An 18,591-nucleotide genomic window follows, 5' to 3' on the forward strand; every position below is an offset into this window, starting at 1 on the left:
GGAGGACCTCCGGGCTTAGTGGAGATGTCTGACGTCTTCACCAGTCCACGGAGGTCCTCGTGTCCCACGCTAATGCCCGTTTGACCGTTCATGGTCGTCTGCTGCTCGTTGAGCGGATCGTTAAGGGACACCGACCGGTGTCTCATGTCGCTGCCGAATTAGGAGTGTCGCGCCAGTGCGCTCACCGATGGGTGCGCCGGTTTCGCGATGAAGGCGTTGCCGGGTTGTCGGATCGCTCCTCACGACCACACCGCTGCCCGCGCCGCACATCAGCTGTCATTGAAGATGCGGTCCTCGAACTGCGCCGCGCCAGTAGGCGGGGCCAGGACTGGATCGGCGCCGAACTCGGTCTGCCGGCCCGCACGATCTCGGCGATCTTGCGCCGCCACCAGCTGCCGTATCTGAGGGACTGCGACCCGCTGACCGGTGACGTGATCCGGTCATCGAAAGCGACCGCGGTCCGCTACGAACGGGCACGCCCCGGAGAACTAATTCATATGGATGTCAAGAAGATTGGCCGCATCCCTGACGGAGGCGGATGGAAGGCTCACGGCCGAGCCAAGAGCAGATCTGCTGCACAGAGGAACGCGCGCATCGGGTTCGACTACGTGCACTCCGTCGTTGACGACCATTCGCGGCTGGCCTACTCAGAGATCCTGCCCGATGAAAAGGGAGCGACGTGCGGTGAGTTTTTAGCCAGGGCCGCCGAGTACTTCCGCGCCCACGGCATCCCGACCATCGAGAGACTCATCACCGACAACCACTGGAGTTATCGACGCTCCGCCGATGTCGCGGCTGTCATCGCAGGCCTGGGCGCCAAGCACGTCTTCATCAAGCCGCATTGCCCCTGGCAGAACGGGAAAGTGGAGCGCTACAACCGCACCCTGCAGACCGAGTGGGCCTACCAGCAGATATTCACCACCAACGACGCTCGCAGCGCTGCCCTTGCACCCTGGCTCGAGGACTACAACAATCGACGACGCCACTCAGCCCTCGGAGGCCAACCCCCGATCAGCAGACTGACGCCAACGTCCTAGCCGAGTACACCTAGCGGCCCCGCGTGGTCAGGCTACCAACACCGACGGCTCGCTCTGTGTCGCGATCGTCGGCGGATCCTGAGGATGGCCCTTCGCGAAGATGTCCGGCCAGCCGTTGCGCGCGATCGCATCTCTGTGCCTCTGCTGGAGGACGGTGTTGGTGACGTCGAGGATCGAGTACGCCAGGTTCATCTGGGCGGGATCGAAGCCGGCGCCGTTGGCGATCACCCATGGCGAGATTCTCATCGGTGCGATGGATGGCAACCGCGCATGGCGTTTCCGCGACGCCGTTACGATCTGTCCGGTGGACGTCGACGTCATGACCACTGCGCTGCCGCTGGGACAAATCGGCAGCCTCGCCCAACGCACCCAGGCCGCCGGTTTCTCCGGCATGCTCTTCACCGAGACCGGCCGGACCCCGTACCTCAACGCCGCGGTGGCGTCGCAAGCTGCGCCGGGACTCCAGCTCTCGACCGGTGTCGCGGTCGCGTTTCCGCGCAGCCCGTTCATCACGGCAGCGACCGCGTGGGAACTGCAGGAAGGCAGCGGCGGACGCTTCCGGCTGGGCCTGGGCACCCAGGTGCGCACCCACGTCGTGCGGCGGTACGGCACAGAGTTCGAACGTCCCGGCCCGCGACTGCGCGACTATGTGCTGGCCGTCAAGGCCTGCTTCGCCGCCTTCCGCACCGGCACCCTCGACCACCACGGCGAGTTCTACAACCTGGACTTCATCACCGCGCAGTGGAGTGCCGGACCCATCGACGAACCCGACCCGAAGGTCGACATCGCGGCGGTGAACCCCTGGATGCTTCGGATGGCCGGCGAGGTGGCCGACGGTGTGCACGTCCACCCGATCGGGGAGCCTGGCTACATCGCTCGCCATGTGGTGCCCAAAGTCGCTGAGGGAGCGGCGAAATCGGGGCGCTCGCCGTCCGACATCGCGCTGATCGTGCCCGTGATGACCATCGTCGGCGACACCGACGAGGAACGCGCGGCCGAGCGTGAGCGGGTGCGTTTCTCCATGAGCTTCTACGGCAGCACCCCCAACTATGCGTTCATCTGGGATGAGGCCGGCTTCGACGGCACCACCGCCCGCATCCGCGAGAAGCAGAAGGCCGGTGACATCAACGGGATGGCGGCGCAGATCACCGACGACCACATCGCCACGTTCGCCACCGAGTCGAGCTGGGACGGGCTGGCCGATGCGCTGGCCGAGCGATACGGCGACACCGCGACCCGCATCGTGCTCTACAACGCGCTGGGCGACGACGAGCGCTTCGAGCGCTACGGCGAGGTGGCGCGACAACTCTCGCACAGCACCGCGCGCCCAGGCCCTCCGGCGGGGTAACCTGCCGCCATGCCAGCGCGGATGAGCCCGTGAGCACACACATCGCCGTGATCGCGACGCTCGCGGTCGCGTTGCTGTTCAGTCCCGAGACGTTGGTCCTCGGACTGGTGGTTGCCAGCGACAAGGTGGTGCCACGGCAGGCCACCCTCGCATTCTCCGCAGGCGCGATCTCCGGCATCGCGTTCTCCACCGGCATCGGGGTGGGCATCGCCGCCCTGACGGGCGCCCCGAACACGTCGGCCGCCGACCATGCTTCGTGGCCCGGCTTCATCGTTCGGATCCTGATCGCGGCCGCACTGATGGCGATCGGTATCCGCCGGGCGGTCGGCGCAGTACGGCACAAACCGATCACCGACGTGTCCAAGCCGCAGCGCCGGCCCGGCAGATTGCGCACCCGGCTCACCGAACGCTTTCCCGGACTGAATCCGAAGGCTGATCTGCCCGCCCGCCAACGCATCACGCGTGCGGCGATGGCCGGCTTCGCGGTCTGTGGCTTGCACCCCAAGGTGTTCCCGATCGCGATCGCCGCCGGACATCAGATCCTGGAGATCGGCCACCGGCCGGAACGCGCGCTCGGTGCCGTTGTCTTCGCGGTGATCGCACTCATCCCCGCACTGGCGCCGACCGTCGTCGAGCTGGTACGGCCGGGGGCTGCCGACCGGATCAAGGAAGGCTACGAACAGATCATGAAAGTGCACGGCCGCTGGATCGTCGCTGTGCTGCTGCTCGCCGCGGCCGCATTCGTCGGCTACAACGCATTCGATCACCTGCCGAAGCACTGACGGCGTGAATCCCGTTACACCGGAGGCCAACCCGGTCCGCTTGGGCGGCCTGCTCAGCGGTGTCCTGCTGACGCAGGTTGCCAACAGTGCGGTCCATCTGGCGCAGCCACTGCTGGTTGCGGATCTGTCCGGGTCGTTGGGCACCGCGGCCTTCTTCTCCGCGTTCGGTACCGCTCTGCATATGGTGGGCACCTACCTCGGAGGTTGGCCGACCGAGCGGTTCGGCGCCCGCCGCGTGCTGGCTGTGTCGACGTTGCTGCGCGGCGTCGTGCTGGCCGGTGTCCCGGCGGCGATGGCCCTCGGTCTGTTGAGCCTGACGTGGGCCCTCGTCTGCTACAGCGCGGAGGCGCTGATTCGCGGATACGTCGACACGTCGGTGCACACAATCCCGCTCGAGCTCGCCGGGCACCAGCCTCGGCTCCTGGACAAGATCAACTCCCGCTACGAACTGGCCTTCGAACTGGGGGCCGTCGTCGGCCCGCTCATGCTCGGCGGCCTGATGGTCTGGTCGGCACAAATCGTGTCGCACATCGTGATTCCGGTCGGTTTCGCGCTGTCGGCGGCGTGCTACGTGTTGATCCCCGAACGTCCGGCCATCCCGATCGAGGACCGCAACCACACGCACGGTGGAGCATGGGCAGGCGTGCGGTACATCCTCAAACACAGGTCTCTCCTGATGGTGGTCGTCGGGCTGATGTTGTTCCACCTCTACGAGTTGCGCAAAGACCTCAGCGCCTTCTTCGCCAAAGGACTGTTGCACCATCCCGAGATGGTGGGGCATATCGGATCGGCGTTCGCGCTCGGCGGTGTTGCCGGCGCGCTGCTGTATACCGTGACGCAGCGCCGCGGCTCCGGAATCGGATGGGTGTTCGCCGGCGTGGTAGGAACGGTGCTGCTCGCCGTGGGCTGGGTTCCGGTGAACCTGTGGGTCATGGTCGTGGCTGTGTTTCTGTTCGGGGTGGCCAACGTCTGCGCTCGACTGGTGCTGACCCGGTGGCGCCAGGAGCTGACCCCGCTGGAGCATGCGGGCGGTGTCACTGCCGCAACGGAATTCGGCCGAACGGCAGCCTCGGTCGGAGTGGACAGTCTGGTCGGTGGGGCGTTCAGCTCGGGCGGGAGCGCCTACGGCTCATTCGGCATCGTGGGCGGCGTGCTCGCGATGTTCGCCGTCGCGCAGGTCGCCGTGGCCCGGTACTTCGTCCGGCGCGGAAACCCGGCCCTCTAGGCCGCGTTGACCGTGATGGTCGACGGGTCGACGGTCGGCAGCGACAGCTCCAGGTTCGACACGGTGACCGAGCCCAGCGCCCCGACCGCACGGTAGGACGCCGACGACCCGAACACCTGCAGAGTGACCTTCTGGCCGGGTTTGAGTGTCTGGGCCACCATCTCGAGGTCGACGCTGGCGATGCGCTCGGTTCCGTCCAGAGTCACCGAGATCGGGGTCACCTGATTGCCCAGCACCTGACCGGTCGAGTTGTCGACGAGCTGGGCGTAGAGGTGATCTCCGCTGCCGGCGCCCGAGTAGGTGAAGCTCAAGTGCGGTGCGCCGACGACGTAGGTGGTCGTGGCGACGGCCGGCGTCGTGTAGTTCAGCGCGTCGATGGCCGGTGACGATCCGATCGGCACCACTCCGAACAATCCACCGGCTCCCAGGAAGGGCACCAGCGGCAGGGTCCGGGTCTTGGTGCTGGACACCAACACCGGGTCGCTCGGTGCCAGATCGTAGGAGGCCGACGAAAGGTGTTGGCCCCGTTGGTCAACCCACTCGAACTGCGGACCGGTCTGCACCGACGCGTCTTGCTTGACGTAGTGATCGAGCCACTCGAGGGTGCGCTGTTGGACCAGCACGCCGCCGGTGTTGAACAGGTCGTTGGTGCACAGGCCGTGGCCGCCGCAGAACCAGATCACCTTGGTGTCGACGTTGTTGCCGATCAGCGCGAGGGCGTTGGCGTTGGCCTCCTGCAAGGTGAACAGGGTGTCCACGGTGCCTTGGATCAACAGGGTGGGGGCGGTGATCTGGTTGAGCAGATCTGTCGGGAGGCCGGGGCCGCGTTGCGCCAGCAGCGCCACATCTGCCGGTGTCAAATGTCCGGTCAGGTCGCCGTAGATGGTGGCGGGCAGGATCGCCGGATTCGTGCGGGCCAGCGTGAGGACCAGCACGGCCGACAGCAGTGTTCCCCAGCCGCTCTTGAACGACTGAGCCTTGTAGAGCGAGCTGGTCAGGCTGTTCCACGCGATGGTCGGCACAATCGCGTCGACCCGGTGATCGGTTGCCGCCGTGACCAATTGGATGCCGCCGCCGTACGACGCACCGACCATACCCATCCGGGGATCGAGGTCGGACGGTTGGCCGTCGAGCTTGACCTCCGGTTGGGTGGCGACCCAGCTGATGATCGCCGACACATCGCGGGCCTCGTAGTCAGGCGAGTCGATCTGCAGTTGGCCGCCCGAACTGTATTCACCGCGTGGGTCCCACGTCACGACGTTGTAGCCGGCCTTGCGCAGGGCGAGGATGCTCGGCATGCCAAGGGCATTGGTGAGAACGCCGTCGACGACGCTGCCGTCGATGCTCGTCTGGCCGGGCATGCCCAGCCCGGGACCGTAGAAGATCGTCGGAGCCTGGGTGCCTTCCTGCAGCCCGGACGCCGGCATGAAGTGGACGTAGATCTGGGTGCCGTCGAACGAGACCACCTTGACGTCGCGGGGTTGTGCGGCGTTGGGTGATGCTCCCGGTTGCACCGGATAACCGAACAGTGGATGCAGCACGTCGCCGAAGACCGGGATCTGGTGGATGAACGCCACGATCGGGGTGAACACGACCGGACCCAGGACCGGAATGTGTTGCAGGAACGCCAACGGCGCGATCTGCGGAATAGCCACCACTTCGGTGGGGATGGCGGGCACGTCCGCGGCGGGCACCGTGGTTGTCGCCGCGGCTACGGTGCTTTGTGGCTGTGCGGTGGCCTGCACTTCGCGCCGGGATGCGGCGGCCAGCGCCAGCGTCACCGGGGAGTCGACCGGTGCCGTCGGATCGTCGGTCACGGTGCGCGTGGCGGTGCCGGTGGCAGTCGCGGTCGCGGTCGCCCGCGGCGTGATCACCGACCGAACGGTCGCCAGCGAGGTGGTCTTGGTTGCGGTCGTGCCGGAATCGGCCCGGACGGTCCTCGCGCTCTTCGCCAACCCGCTGTGCTGCGCCGAGGACCGCGGCCCTGATGTGCTGGCCGACGACGAATCCGAGGAGCCGGCCGGCGCGGCGGCGGCCTGTCCGGCTCCGGCGGCGATCGCCACCCCGATCCCCAGCGCTACCGCAAGCCCACCGATACGACCGACAAACGCCCCTGCACCCATTCGTCTATAAGTAGCGTGGCGTGCCGGGTGTGTCTGGCGCTTCGCTCAACCTGCGGCAAGTCTGACGACGTCGTCAAAAGTGTTGGCCACGAAATCGAGATCGACGCTGGCGCGCGAAAGTGCGGGAGGCAGCCACGCTGGCGTCGATCTCGGCGACTAGCGCGCCTCCTGGGAACAAATCCGGAACCCCTGCCGTTGACCCGTTCGACAACTTGAGTGAAACCGACTCAACTCTGGCTTGACAGCCGCCCGGCAAGAGGGGCAGTCTTGAGCCTGGTTCGCTCAGACCCAAAGACGTAACTATCAGGAGGATTCAACATGGCTCGTGCGGTCGGCATCGACCTCGGGACCACCAACTCCGTCGTGGCGGTACTGGAGGGTGGCGACCCGGTCGTCGTCGCCAACTCCGAAGGGTCCCGTACCACGCCATCGGTGGTGGCTTTTGCACGTAACGGCGAAGTGCTGGTCGGCCAGCCCGCCAAGAACCAGGCAGTGACCAACGTGGACCGGACCATCCGTTCGGTGAAGCGGCACATGGGCACCGACTGGTCCGTCGAGATCGACGGTAAGGACTACACGGCGCAGGAGATCAGCGCCCGCGTGCTGATGAAGCTCAAGCGGGACGCCGAAAGCTACCTCGGTGAGGACATCACCGACGCGGTCATCACTGTGCCCGCCTACTTCAATGACGCCCAGCGTCAGGCCACCAAGGAAGCCGGCCAGATCGCCGGCCTCAACGTGCTGCGCATCGTCAACGAACCGACTGCTGCAGCGCTGGCCTACGGCCTGGACAAGGGCAGCAAGGAACAGACCATCCTGGTCTTCGACCTCGGCGGTGGCACGTTCGACGTCTCGCTGCTGGAGATCGGCGACGGTGTCGTCGAGGTCCGCGCGACCTCCGGTGACAACCACCTCGGTGGCGACGACTGGGACGACCGGATTGTCGACTGGCTGGTCGACAAGTTCAAGGGCACCAGCGGCATCGACCTGACCAAGGACAAGATGGCCATGCAGCGGCTTCGCGAAGCCGCCGAGAAGGCCAAGATCGAGCTGAGCTCCAGTGGCAGCACCTCGATCAACCTGCCGTACATCACCGTCGACGCCGACAAGAACCCGCTGTTCCTCGACGAGCAGCTGACCCGTTCGGAGTTCCAGAAGATCACCCAAGATCTGCTGGACCGCACCCGCCAGCCGTTCCAGCAGGTCATCAAGGACGCCGGCATCTCGGTGTCCGACATCGACCACGTGGTGCTGGTCGGTGGTTCCACCCGCATGCCCGCGGTGACCGACCTGGTCAAGGAACTGACCGGTGGACGGGAGCCCAACAAGGGCGTCAACCCCGACGAAGTTGTGGCCGTTGGTGCCGCGCTGCAGGCCGGTGTCCTCAAGGGTGAGGTGAAAGACGTTCTGCTGCTTGACGTCACACCGCTGAGTCTCGGTATCGAGACCAAGGGCGGCGTGATGACCAAGCTGATCGAGCGCAACACCACGATCCCGACCAAGCGGTCGGAGACCTTCACCACGGCCGACGACAATCAGCCGTCGGTGCAGATCCAGGTCTATCAGGGTGAGCGCGAGATCGCGGCGCACAACAAGCTGCTCGGGTCGTTCGAGCTGACCGGCCTCCCGCCGGCTCCGCGCGGTGTGCCCCAGGTCGAGGTGACCTTCGACATCGATGCCAACGGCATCGTGCACGTCACCGCCAAGGACAAGGGGACCGGCAAGGAGAACACGATCAAGATCCAGGAAGGCTCCGGCCTGTCCAAGGAGGAGATCGACCGGATGATCAAGGACGCCGAGTCGCACGCTGAGGAAGACCGCAAGCGCCGCGAAGAGGCCGACGTCCGCAACCAAGCCGAGTCGCTGGTCTACCAGACGGAGAAGTTCGTCACTGAACAGCGCGAAACCGATGGTGGCTCAAAGGTCCCCGAGGACACGCTGACCAAGGTCGACACCGCGATCGCCGAGGCGAAGACGGCGCTGGCCGGCAGCGACATCGGCGCGATCAAGTCCGCCATGGAGAAGCTGGGCCAGGAAAGCCAGGCTCTGGGCCAGGCCATCTACGAGGCCACTCAGGCTGACCAGAGCGCCGACTCGTCGGGCGGCTCGTCCGCTGACGATGTCGTGGACGCCGAGGTCGTGGATGACGATGATCAGGAGCGCAAGTGAGCGAAGGTCGAGAGGAAGAACCGGTAACTGTCACCGACAAGCGCCGAATCGACCCCCAGACCGGAGAAGTTCGCGAGGCCTCCGGCCCGGCCCCCAGCGGGCCGGCGCCGGGGGACTTCGCGGGCGAAACGCCGGAGGAGTCGGACAAAGCCGCTGAACTGCTCGGTGACCTGCAGCGAGTGCAGGCCGATTTCGCCAATTACCGCAAGCGCGCGCTGCGCGATCAGCAGGTGGCCGGCGAGCGCGCCAAGGCCGCCGTGGTGAGCCAGTTGCTGCCCATCCTCGATGACCTGGACCGGGCACGCAGCCATGGCGACCTCGAGACAAGTCCGCTGAAGTCGGTCGCCGACAAGCTCACGTCAGCGCTGGCCGGACTGGGGCTGACAGCCTTCGGCGCCGAGGGCGACGAGTTCGATCCGTCGTTGCACGAAGCCGTGCAGCACGAGGGCGAAGGCTCCAAGCCGGTTCTGGGCAACGTGATGCGGCAGGGCTACCGGCTCGGCGATCAGGTGCTCCGGCACGCGCTCGTCGGGGTCGTGGACACCGTCGACGACGGATCAGCGGCACCTCAGAAGGCCGACACGCCCGTCAACGGCGACCAGAGCGGCGCGCAGAACGCAGAATCGAATTAACAACATGACCAACGGTGAGAGGAGGTGACGCGGCATGGTCCAACGCGAATGGGTTGAGAAGGATTTCTACAAGGTGCTCGGCGTCTCCTCTGACGCCAGCGAGGACGAAATCAAGCGGGTGGCCCGCAAGCTGCTCGCTGAGAATCACCCCGACCGCAACCCGGACAACAAGGCGGCCGACGAGCGCTACAAAGAGGTTGGCGAGGCCAGGGACGTCCTGACCGATCCGGCCAAGCGCAAGGAGTACGACGAGACCCGGCGGATGTTCGCCGGCGGCGGGTTCCGCCGCGGTAACGGCGGCGGCGGTGGGTTCGGCGGCTTCAGTGGCTACGGTGCCGACGGCGGCGAGTTCAATTTGAACGACCTGTTCGACACGGCCAGCCAGACCGGCGGCACGAACATCGGCGACTTGTTCGGTGGCCTGTTCGGGCGCGGCGCAGCGCCGCGCCCGAGCCGGCCGCGGCGGGGCAAGGACCTCGAGACCGAGACCGATCTCGATTTCCTGGAGGCGACCAAGGGCGTCGCCATGCCGTTGCGGCTGACCAGTCCGGCGCCATGCACGAATTGCCATGGCAGCGGCGCGCGTCCGGGCACCAGCCCGAAGGTGTGTCCGTCGTGCAACGGCTCCGGGGTGATCAACCGCAACCAGGGCGCGTTCGGGTTCTCCGAGCCGTGCACCGATTGCCGGGGGAGCGGCTCGATCATCGAGCATCCCTGCGACGAGTGCCACGGCACCGGAGTCACCACCCGTACCCGCACCATCAACGTCCGGATCCCACCGGGCGTCGAGGACGGTCAGCGTATTCGGCTGGCCGGTCAGGGTGAGGCCGGGTTGCGCGGTGCCCCGTCGGGCGATCTGTATGTCACCGTGCATGTTCGGCCGGACAAGGTGTTCGGCCGTGACGGCGATGACCTAACCGTTGCGGTCCCGGTGAGCTTCACCGAACTGGCCTTGGGGACAACACTTTCCGTGCCCACCCTGGAGGGCAAGGTCGGGGTACGAGTGCCGAAGGGCACCGCCGATGGCCGGATCCTGCGGGTGCGTGGGCGTGGAGTGCCCAAACGCGACGGTGGTCACGGCGACCTGTTGGTCACCGTGAAGGTTGCGGTGCCACCGAATCTCGAGGGCGAGGCGCTCGAGGCGCTCGAGGCCTACGCGGCCGCCGAGCGGTCCAGCGGATTCGACCCCCGGGCGGGATGGGCGGGTAACCGCTGATGGCCACGTCGGATGAGGCCCGGACGTTTCTGATCTCGGTGGCCGCCGAGCTGGCCGGTATGCATGCGCAGACGTTGCGCACCTACGACCGGCTCGGTCTGGTCAGCCCCCGGCGCAGTTCCGGTGGCGGAAGGCGGTATTCGGAGCGCGACGTCGAGCTGCTGCGCGAGGTGCAGCGGCTGTCACAGGACGAAGGTGTGAACCTCGCTGGGATCAAGCGGATCATCGAGTTGACCAATCAGGTCGAGGCTCTGCAGTCCCGCGTCGAGGAGATGATGGACGAGCTGGAGTCGTTGCGCGCCAACCAGCGTCGTGATCTGGCGGTAGTACCGAAGAGCACCGCGCTGGTGGTCTGGAAGCCGCGCCGCTAGTACGCTCGGCGAAGTCAGCGCAACCGGATCGTGAAAACCGAAACCGCCGGCCGCCCGGGCGTCGCGGTGTCATAGCCGCCCGTGCCGAGCGCATTGGTGGGCGCGGCCATCGGCTCAAGTCCCACGACGTCGTCGTTGCCCGGCGCGAAGATCTGCGCGGCCGGGAATCCCTGGGTGAACAGCACTTCGATGCGGCGGTCACCGCCGGCGAGTGCGAACACCCCACCTGCCGGTACCCCGTCGAACCCGTCGTCGAATGTCTTGTCGCCCAGCTTCTCCGAGTAGGCGGGCCAGTCCACTCGTTCGCCGGTCGGGAGACCGCGGTTGTCCACGAGGAGATGCTCGAGCGGCGGCGTCTCCAACGTCCACTCTGATCGGGGAACCCCGGGAACGGTCAGGTAGGGGTGGAAGCCGTAACACAGCGGCACGGCCGCCGACGTGGTGGCTGTGACGGTGGTTTGCACCGTCAGCGCTCGGTCGGCCAACGTGATGTCGAGGGTGACCACATGCGGGAACGGGAAGCTGGCCAGCAGGGCCGGCCGGCTTCCGTAGTCCAGATCGGCGATCAGCCGGTTCTTGGACTGCTCGGTGACCTGCCACCCTGGATATGCCGCGAGCACGCCATGGATCGGCAGGCCATTCGGGTCGGTGCGCACACCGCCGACCCCGGGGGTCAACGTCACTGCGCCGCCGTCGAGCCCATAGCCGTTGGCGCTCAACCGATTAGCCCACGGATACAGGATCGGGATGCCGAGCGTCTTCCCGTCGCTCAGATAGGCCTGCAGGCCGCGGCGCTGACCTAGAAATTCCACGCCATCGTCGGACAGCGACGTGCAGATCATGCCCGCCGACGGGACATACGTCGCCGTCAGTGGTGAGGACGGATCACGCAGAACGACGGACGGCAGCTCGGCCACCGTCGAAGTCTAGCGGTGTGCGCCGATGTAGCTGGTCAAGTCGTCGATCGTGCGCAGTGAGGCGTACTCCGACTCCGGGATGTCGACCTCGAAGCGCTTGTGCAACCGAACCAGGAAGTTCAGCCAGTCCATCGAATCCAGGTCGACCTGGTCACGCAGGAGCTCGGCGTCGGACAGGTCGCCCTCGTCGATCTCCGGCGCGATGGCCAGCAGTTCCTGCACAACCTGGTCGCGGATCTCGGTATCGCTCACGTCGAGCACCTCCTACAGCTCCTGGGGCTGCTGCAGCAACCGGTTGATCTCGGCAAGGAACAACGCGCCGCGATGACCGTCGCTGGCGCGATGGTCGGCGGCCAGGCTGGCATGCACCGTTGTCGCAACCCGGATTCCGCCGTCGACCACGACCACGCGCTGCGCGGGCCTGCCGAACCCGACCAGCGCCACCTGCGGCGGGTAGATCACACCGAAGACGGAGTCGACGCCCTTGTCGCCCAGGTTTGTGACGGTGATGGTCGGATCGGACATCTCCGAACTACGCAGCGAGCCGGCCCGAGCGCGGGCCACCAGATCCGTCAGGTCGCTCATCAGCTCGTCGAGCTTCTTCTCGTTGACGTCGTGGATCGCCGGCGCCACCAGCCCGCCGCCACGCAGCGAAATCGCCACGCCCACATGCACACCCGCCGCCGGCTGGTAGCCATCGTCATGCCAGAAGCCGTTGAACTCGGTAAACCGCTGCGCGGCCAGCGCCACCGCCTTGAGCTGCAACACCGCAGGCAACAGCCGCTCGGTGATCGGCCGGTTCACATTCTGCTCGGTCAGCCAGCCCAGTGCGGTATCAAGGATTACCTCGTCGGCCAGGTAGTAGTGCGGGATCTCCCGCTTCGAGCGGCCCATCGCCGCGGCGATCGACGCGCGCATGGCGGCGCCGCGCTGCTTGGCCTTCTCCGCCGCCGACTTCGGTTCGGAACTCGCGACGGGGGCGGCCGGCTTGGGCTCGGCGTGATGCTGTGCGGCAGCGGCATGCTCGACATCGATGAGCGTGATCGCCCCCTGCGGGCCGGTTCCGGTCACAGCGCCCAGGTCGACGCCCAGTGACGCCGCCGTACGCCGTGCGACCGGGGACACCCACAGTCGGTGGCCGACGGGCGCGGCCAGGGTCGGTCGCTGTGCAACCGGGGTCTCGGGGTGGGGCGCCGCAACCGGTGCCGCGGCCGGTGCCGCCATGTGCGGTCGCGGCGTCTCACCTGATTCGGCCAGGGTGGCCAGCGGTGTGCCCACGGCCACGGTCTGCCCGACGGGGACAAGCAACTCGGCCACAACACCCTCATGCCAGCATTCGATTTCCACTGCGGCTTTGGTGGTTTCGACGACCGCGACGATCTGCCCGCGGGTGATCGCGTCCCCGGGCTTGACCAGCCACTCGTCGAGGGTGCCCTCGTCCATGTCCGCTCCGAGGGCGGGCATCGTGAACTCGATCATCCGCCGGTACCTGTCCCGAACAGCCCCCGCACCGCAGCCACGATCTTCTCCGGCTGCGGCAATGCCGCCTCTTCGAGATGCTTGGCGTAGGGGATTGGCACCTCGACGCTGCACACCCGGGCGATCGGCGCATCCAGGTCATAGAACGCCCCCTCGACGATCCGCGCGCTGATCTCCCCGGCCAGACTGCCGGTGCGCCACGCCTCGTCGATCACCACCGCGCGATGCGTCTTGCGCACCGACTCCAGGATGGTGTCGTCATCAAGGGGGCGCAGCACGCGCAGATCGATCACCTCGCAGTCGATCCCGGCCAGAGCCAGTTGGTCGGCAGCATCGAGCGCCTTGGGCACGCAGCCGCCGTAAGCGATCAGCGTGACGTCAGTTCCGGTGCGGCGAACTGCGGCCCGGTTGATGTCGGTCGGCACCAGGGCGTCGATGTCGACGGCAGTGTTGTAGAGCTGCACATGCTCGAACACGATCACCGGGTCGGGATCGTCCAATGCGGTGAGCAGCATGCCGTACGCGTCGGCCACCGTCGCAGGGGCCACCACCGTGATCCCCGGGATGTGGGCGTACCAACCCTCCAGGCTGTGCGAGTGCTGGGCGGCGAGCTGCCGGCCGGCGCCGGTCGCCATCCGGACGACCAGCGGGACCGAGAACTGCCCACCGGACATGTGTCGAAGTGCCGCAGCGGTATTCACAATCTGGTCGAGCGCCAGCAGGCTGAAGTTCACGGTCATCACTTCGACGATCGGACGCAGACCGTTCATCGCTGCTCCGATGCCGATGCCGACGAATCCCAGCTCGGACAGCGGGGTGTCACGGATCCGCTCGGGGCCGAACTCCTCGAGAAGTCCCTTCGACGCCGCGTAGGTACCGCCGTAGCGCCCGACGTCCTCGCCCAGTAGAACCACCCGGGGGTCGTTGCGCATCGCCTCGCGAATCGCGTCGTGGACGGCGTTGCGGTAGGTGGTCTTCACGACAGTGCCTCCGCGGGTGTCATCAGATCCCGGGTGAGATCGTCGACGCTCTCCAGCGTTCCGGCCTCGGCGTAGGCCACCGCGTCGTCGACCTCGGTGGCGGCGCGCTGTTCCATGGCCGCGACGTCACCGGCGGTCAAAGCGCCTTCAGCCAGGCACTTTTCGGTGAACAGCCGGATCGGATCGCGTTCACGCCAGTGCTCCACTTCGGTCTTCTCCCGGTACAACTCGGGGTCGAACATCGAATGCGGGCGGAACCGGTAGGTGCGGAATTCGAGGAAGAACGGGCCGCCCTCGGTGCGGATGTGCTCGACGGCGGCAACGGTCGCGGCATGGCAGGCCAGCACGTCCATGCCGTCCGCCGATGCGGTGGGCACCCGGTAGGCCGCGGCGTTGGCGGTGACGTCGGTCTGGGAGAGCTCGCGGTCGATGGCGGTGCCCATGGCGTAGCGATTGTTCTCGCAGAGGTAGAGCACCGGTAACTGCCACAGCTCGGCCATGTTCAGCGATTCGTGGAAGGCGCCTTCGGCGATGGCGCCCTCGCCGAAATAGCATGCGGTGACGCGATTCTGCTTGAGTTGCGCGTCAGCGAAGGCGAGGCCGGTGGCCAGCGGCAGGCCGCCCGCCACGATGGCGTTGCCGCCGTAGAACCGGCGCGAGGCGTCGAACAGGTGCATCGACCCACCGCGCCCGCGCGAGCAGCCCTCCTGCTTGCCGAACATCTCGGCCATGATCGAGGTGAGCGGGATCCCGCGGAGCAAGGCGTGGGCATGGTCCCGGTAGGTGGCGACCACGGCATCGTCGGGTCCCAGTGCGCGCAGTGAGCCCGCGGCCACCGCTTCTTCGCCCACGTAGAGGTGTAGGAAGCCGCGAATCTTTGCCGCACTGTACATCTCGGCACATTTCTCTTCCATGCGCCGTACCCGGATCATGTCCGAGAGCAGCCCTCGCGCCAAGTCCTGATCGGTCATGCGGTCACCTCGCTGCCGTGTCGGACGGCGGCGGTCTCCACCGTCGAGGTGTCCCCCTCGGGCAGTCCCAGCTCGCGTGCTTTGAGCAGCCGGCGCATGATTTTGCCGGAGCGGGTGTGGGGCAACGCATCCACGAAGTCGATCTCCTTGGGTGCCACCGCGGCCCCCAACCTCTTTCGCGCATGGCCCATCAGGTCGCGACGCAACTCGTCGCTCTCGGAATATCCCGTCTTGAGCGTGACGAACGCCTTGACCAGTTCGCCGTAGGTGGGGTCGGGCTTGCCGATCACCGCGGCCTCGGCGACCGCGGGATGATCGGTCAGCACGTTCTCGACCTCGAAGGGTCCGATCAGATGCCCCGACGATTTGATGACGTCGTCGGCCCGTCCGACGAACCAGAGATATCCGTCGGCGTCCCGCTTGACCAGATCGCCCGACAGGTACAGGTCGCCGGCAAAACTGTTGCGGTAGCGCTCGTCTTGGTTCAGGTATGCGCGGAACATCGACGGCCAGCCGACGCGCAACGCCAACTCGCCCTCGACGTCCGGCTCGTCGATGACGGTGACCGCGCCGGAATCGTCGCGGTGCACCACGCAGGCGTCGACCCCGGGCAGTGCGCGGCCCATCGAGCCGGGCTTGATGTCGAACGCCGGGGTGTTGGCCACCATGATGCCGCCGGTCTCGGTCTGCCACCAGTTGTCGTGAATCGGCAAGCCCAGCACCCGTTTGCCCCACCACACCGCTTCGGCGTTGAGCGGCTCACCCACACTGGCGATGAACCTCAGGTGCGGAAAGTGATACTGCGCAGGCAGTTCCGGGCCGGCCTTGATGAGCATCCGGATCGCGGTCGGGGCGGTGTACCACACCGTCACCTGCTCGTCCTGCAGGATGCGATACCACCGTTGTGCATCGAACTCGGCCTCGTCGATGATCGAGGTGACGCCGTGCAGCAGCGGGGCGATGATCCCGTATGAGGTGCCGGTCACCCAGCCGGGATCGGCTGTGCACCAATAGATGTCGCCCGCGTGAAGATCGAGGGCGTAGCGGCCGGTGATGTAGTGCATGGCGACCGCGCCGTGGACGTGCTGGGCGCCCTTGGGTGTGCCGGTGGTGCCGCTGGTGAAGTGCAGCAGCGACGGATCGTCGGCGGTGGTGTGTTCGATGGGTGCGTTGTCGCCTGCGGCGTCCATCAGCCGATGGAAGTTCTCGGTGCCCTCGATGTCGTCACCGACCACCAGTACATGTTTGACCGACGTCAGCTCCCCACGGATCTTGGCGATCTTGCGCTTGTAGATCGCCGCCGTGGTCACCAGCACATCGGCTGATCCGATGTTGACGCGGGTGGCGATCGGTTCGGGGCCGAACGCGGAGAACAGCGGTGAGACCACACTGCCGTTGCGCAGCGCACCGAGCATGGTGGTGTAGAGCTCGGGGACGCGGCCCATGATGACGAAGACGCGGTCACCCTTGCCGATTCCCAAGCCGCGCAGGACGTTGGTGAACCGACGCGACAACCGGCCCAGCTCGGCGTAACTGATGTCGTGGGTGGTCAGGCCGGGGGAGTCGGGGGTGTCGGCGATGAACCGCAACGCGGTCCGGTCGGCATCCGGGCCTTCGGCGTGTCGGTCGACAGCGGCGTAGGCGATATTGCAGCCGCCCTGACCCATCCCGGCGCACAGGTCGGGCACATCCGACCATCGGAACGAGGCGCGGGTCTGTGCGTAGTCGACGAGGTTGGGGGTGACCTTGAGGTCGCCGTCGCCTTTGTGGATGACGTCCATGGTGTCCCCTCACACGTGCGGCGGGGCCAAGACGCCCTTGCGGCGGGCCTGCCCCAGGTTGGCCATCACCCTGTCGCGCAACGTCGCGTAGGCGGCACCGCTGTTGAGGATGTCGTGGCGGTCCTGATGGCGGAGGTAGGCGTCGAGCCGCCGTTCCAGCGACCAGTCCCAGTAGATGCGTCCGGTGTATGGCGAGCAGAGGAATTCCCAAGCAACGGCGTCGAGTTCAGTCTCGTCGGCCAAACCAGAAGTCATCTCCACCCCTCACTTACCACCCCCACAAACGATGGTGGTCGAGGCTGATGCGAGCTGGAAGGGACGAAAGTCCCCGAACTCGGGGCTAACGGGCTGCGACCGGCTGGGTCAGTGCAGCGGGTCGTGCTGGATGCGCTCCGGCGGTGCGCCCTTGGCGAGCAGAGCGTCGCGGGTGGCGCGCACCATCGCGGGACCTCCGCAGATCAGGATCTGCCGATCGCCCCAGCCGCCGTACTTGGTCACCACTTCGGGAAGTCGCCCGTTCTGGCGCACATGCAGGCCGCGGGGTGGCTGGACATCGGGATAGTCGGCCGCCCACGGCGGATCGCTGGAGTACTCCGATACCGGCGATACCGACAGCCACGGGTTGGAGCCGGCGATCTCCCACAAGGTCCGCAGGTCGTAGAGCTCGCACGGATAGCGGGCGCCGAAGAACAGATGCACCCGCGGGTTCTCGCCGTATCGGCACAGATCCATGATCAGCGCCCGCAGCGGCGCCAGGCCGGTGCTGCCTGCCACCATCAGGACGTCGCCGCCGTCGCGGTCCACCTCCAGTGCGCCGTGCGGGCTGGACAGCCGCCAGCGATCGCCAGGCCGGGTCTCGGCCACGATCGAATTGCTGACCATGCCGCCGAGCACCGAGCGCACGTGGAACTCGATGAACCCGTCCGGGTCCGGTGGCATGGCGGGTGACAGGAACCGCCAGCGGCGCGGGCACTGGGGAACGTGGACGTTGACGTACTGCCCCGGGTGGTAGGGCATCGGCCGGTCCAAGTGCAGGCGGACGACCGCGAGGTCGCGTGATACCCGGTGGTGTTCGAGGACGGTGCCGTCCCACCACGCGGGCCCATTCTCGGCGTCGGCCGCGCCGCCCATGATTCCGGTGATCAGGTTGACGGCCTGGATTGCGGCGTCGTCGACGGCTGGGGTCCAGCGATCACTGAAGTGGCTGCGCATCTCGGAGTACCACGCCTGCCGCATACTATCGTAATGTCGTTGTGTGACACCGTATTTGCGGTGATCACGGCCGAGCTGGGCGAGGAAGGCCACCGGGGCCTGGGCGCGCTGGGCGACGAATTCGCCGAACACCCAGTGCATCGCCTGACCGAACGCCGCCCGCTGCGACGCCAGCTCCGGGGGGAACAGGTCCCGCACTTCAGAGTCCAGTGCGAACCAGCGGGTGTAGAACCGGTTCAGCAGCTGCTGGGATGCCGACTGGGGAGCCGCGGCGTCTTCGAACGCAGCCTGCAGCACCGCGAGCGCATCACGATCCTCCAGACCCACGGCCGCGAGTGTAGGCCCGCG

General features: G+C 66.7%; 18 protein-coding genes. 8 read left to right on the forward strand and 10 right to left on the reverse strand.

The annotated features are described in order from the left end of the window. The first annotated feature begins 59 nt into the window (after positions 1-59). Positions 60-1,037 carry an IS481 family transposase gene (locus Y900_RS15155; RefSeq protein ID WP_036338172.1) on the forward strand — a complete coding sequence of 326 codons (978 nt, stop codon included), beginning with the start codon at positions 60-62 and terminating at the stop codon, positions 1,035-1,037. A gap of 27 nt (positions 1,038-1,064) precedes the next feature. On the opposite strand, the gene Y900_RS15160 is transcribed toward Y900_RS15155, so the two are convergent. Beyond that, the gene (locus tag Y900_RS15160; protein WP_131536172.1) at positions 1,065-1,283 is read right to left on the reverse strand and encodes a hypothetical protein; all 219 of its coding nucleotides are present in this window, start codon (positions 1,281-1,283) and stop codon (positions 1,065-1,067) included. Between the two features lie 58 nt (positions 1,284-1,341). Here Y900_RS15160 and Y900_RS15165 point away from each other — a divergent pair, with 58 nt between their 5' ends. From Y900_RS15165 to Y900_RS15175, 3 genes are read left to right on the forward strand one after another with little or no spacing between them, the layout of a single operon-like run. Then, on the forward strand, positions 1,342-2,385 hold the full coding sequence (locus tag Y900_RS15165) for a TIGR03617 family F420-dependent LLM class oxidoreductase (RefSeq protein ID WP_036346843.1): 1,044 nt from the start codon (positions 1,342-1,344) through the stop codon (positions 2,383-2,385). Between the two features lie 29 nt (positions 2,386-2,414). Next, entirely contained in the window at positions 2,415-3,167 is a 753-nt protein-coding gene (locus Y900_RS15170; RefSeq protein WP_036342945.1) for a GAP family protein, read from the forward strand. 4 nt (positions 3,168-3,171) lie between these two features. After that, positions 3,172-4,392, forward strand: coding sequence for an MFS transporter (locus Y900_RS15175; RefSeq protein ID WP_036342946.1), 1,221 nt, complete (start codon positions 3,172-3,174; stop codon positions 4,390-4,392). Here Y900_RS15175 and Y900_RS15180 read toward each other — a convergent pair. Next, positions 4,389-6,515 (reverse strand): CocE/NonD family hydrolase, encoded by a 2,127-nt coding sequence (locus tag Y900_RS15180; protein ID WP_036342948.1) that lies wholly within the window; start codon positions 6,513-6,515, stop codon positions 4,389-4,391. The genes Y900_RS15175 and Y900_RS15180 overlap by 4 nt on opposite strands. A gap of 318 nt (positions 6,516-6,833) precedes the next feature. Here Y900_RS15180 and dnaK point away from each other — a divergent pair, with 318 nt between their 5' ends. Genes dnaK through Y900_RS15200 form a run of 4 tightly spaced genes read left to right on the forward strand, consistent with a single transcriptional unit; the run spans position 6,834 to position 10,903 of the window. Then, positions 6,834-8,684, forward strand: a complete 1,851-nt coding sequence (dnaK, locus tag Y900_RS15185) for a molecular chaperone DnaK (protein WP_036342949.1) — start codon at positions 6,834-6,836, stop codon at positions 8,682-8,684. Beyond that, positions 8,681-9,316 carry a nucleotide exchange factor GrpE gene (gene grpE / locus Y900_RS15190; protein WP_036342951.1) on the forward strand — a complete coding sequence of 212 codons (636 nt, stop codon included), beginning with the start codon at positions 8,681-8,683 and terminating at the stop codon, positions 9,314-9,316. Before dnaK ends, grpE begins: the two co-directional genes overlap by 4 nt. Positions 9,317-9,350: 34 nt before the next feature. Further along, on the forward strand, positions 9,351-10,532 hold the full coding sequence (gene dnaJ / locus Y900_RS15195) for a molecular chaperone DnaJ (RefSeq protein ID WP_036342953.1): 1,182 nt from the start codon (positions 9,351-9,353) through the stop codon (positions 10,530-10,532). Beyond that, positions 10,532-10,903, forward strand: coding sequence for a heat shock protein transcriptional repressor HspR (locus tag Y900_RS15200; RefSeq protein WP_036342955.1), 372 nt, complete (start codon positions 10,532-10,534; stop codon positions 10,901-10,903). Before dnaJ ends, Y900_RS15200 begins: the two co-directional genes overlap by 1 nt. Positions 10,904-10,917: 14 nt before the next feature. On the opposite strand, the gene Y900_RS15205 is transcribed toward Y900_RS15200, so the two are convergent. The 8 genes from Y900_RS15205 to Y900_RS15240 all read right to left on the reverse strand — a co-directional run bounded on the left by Y900_RS15205 (position 10,918) and on the right by Y900_RS15240 (position 18,570). Next, positions 10,918-11,820 carry an aldose 1-epimerase gene (locus Y900_RS15205; protein WP_036342956.1) on the reverse strand — a complete coding sequence of 301 codons (903 nt, stop codon included), beginning with the start codon at positions 11,818-11,820 and terminating at the stop codon, positions 10,918-10,920. 9 nt (positions 11,821-11,829) lie between these two features. After that, positions 11,830-12,072: an acyl carrier protein gene (locus Y900_RS15210; RefSeq protein ID WP_036346845.1), complete on the reverse strand. Its 243-nt coding sequence runs from the start codon at positions 12,070-12,072 to the stop codon at positions 11,830-11,832. A gap of 12 nt (positions 12,073-12,084) precedes the next feature. After that, entirely contained in the window at positions 12,085-13,299 is a 1,215-nt protein-coding gene (locus Y900_RS15215; protein WP_036342958.1) for a dihydrolipoamide acetyltransferase family protein, read from the reverse strand. Next, positions 13,296-14,279, reverse strand: a complete 984-nt coding sequence (locus tag Y900_RS15220; protein WP_036342960.1) for an alpha-ketoacid dehydrogenase subunit beta — start codon at positions 14,277-14,279, stop codon at positions 13,296-13,298. The genes Y900_RS15215 and Y900_RS15220 overlap by 4 nt, the downstream gene beginning before the upstream one ends. Further along, on the reverse strand, positions 14,276-15,250 hold the full coding sequence (gene pdhA, locus Y900_RS15225) for a pyruvate dehydrogenase (acetyl-transferring) E1 component subunit alpha (protein WP_036342961.1): 975 nt from the start codon (positions 15,248-15,250) through the stop codon (positions 14,276-14,278). The genes Y900_RS15220 and pdhA overlap by 4 nt, the downstream gene beginning before the upstream one ends. After that, complete coding sequence (gene acsA / locus Y900_RS15230; RefSeq protein ID WP_036342962.1) at positions 15,247-17,031, reverse strand: acetate--CoA ligase; 1,785 nt, start codon at positions 17,029-17,031, stop codon at positions 15,247-15,249. Before acsA ends, pdhA begins: the two co-directional genes overlap by 4 nt. A gap of 9 nt (positions 17,032-17,040) precedes the next feature. After that, positions 17,041-17,286, reverse strand: a complete 246-nt coding sequence (locus tag Y900_RS15235; RefSeq protein ID WP_036346847.1) for a hypothetical protein — start codon at positions 17,284-17,286, stop codon at positions 17,041-17,043. A gap of 108 nt (positions 17,287-17,394) precedes the next feature. After that, on the reverse strand, positions 17,395-18,570 hold the full coding sequence (locus Y900_RS15240; RefSeq protein ID WP_036342964.1) for an FAD-binding oxidoreductase: 1,176 nt from the start codon (positions 18,568-18,570) through the stop codon (positions 17,395-17,397). Positions 18,571-18,591: the final 21 nt, after the last annotated feature.

This window comes from Mycolicibacterium aromaticivorans JS19b1 = JCM 16368 (assembly GCF_000559085.1).
Taxonomy (GTDB): Bacteria; Actinomycetota; Actinomycetes; order Mycobacteriales; family Mycobacteriaceae; genus Mycobacterium; species Mycobacterium aromaticivorans.

Coding starts and splice junctions, on each gene's coding strand:
- Y900_RS15200 (WP_036342955.1), top strand. CDS start 10,532: ATGGCCACGTCGGATGAGGCCCGGACGTTTCTGATCTCGGTGGCCGCC.
- dnaK (WP_036342949.1), top strand. CDS start 6,834: ATGGCTCGTGCGGTCGGCATCGACCTCGGGACCACCAACTCCGTCGTG.
- Y900_RS15235 (WP_036346847.1), bottom strand. CDS start 17,286: ATGACTTCTGGTTTGGCCGACGAGACTGAACTCGACGCCGTTGCTTGG.
- Y900_RS15215 (WP_036342958.1), bottom strand. CDS start 13,299: ATGATCGAGTTCACGATGCCCGCCCTCGGAGCGGACATGGACGAGGGC.
- dnaJ (WP_036342953.1), top strand. CDS start 9,351: ATGGTCCAACGCGAATGGGTTGAGAAGGATTTCTACAAGGTGCTCGGC.
- Y900_RS15160 (WP_131536172.1), bottom strand. CDS start 1,283: ATGAGAATCTCGCCATGGGTGATCGCCAACGGCGCCGGCTTCGATCCC.
- acsA (WP_036342962.1), bottom strand. CDS start 17,031: ATGGACGTCATCCACAAAGGCGACGGCGACCTCAAGGTCACCCCCAAC.
- Y900_RS15180 (WP_036342948.1), bottom strand. CDS start 6,515: ATGGGTGCAGGGGCGTTTGTCGGTCGTATCGGTGGGCTTGCGGTAGCG.
- pdhA (WP_036342961.1), bottom strand. CDS start 15,250: ATGACCGATCAGGACTTGGCGCGAGGGCTGCTCTCGGACATGATCCGG.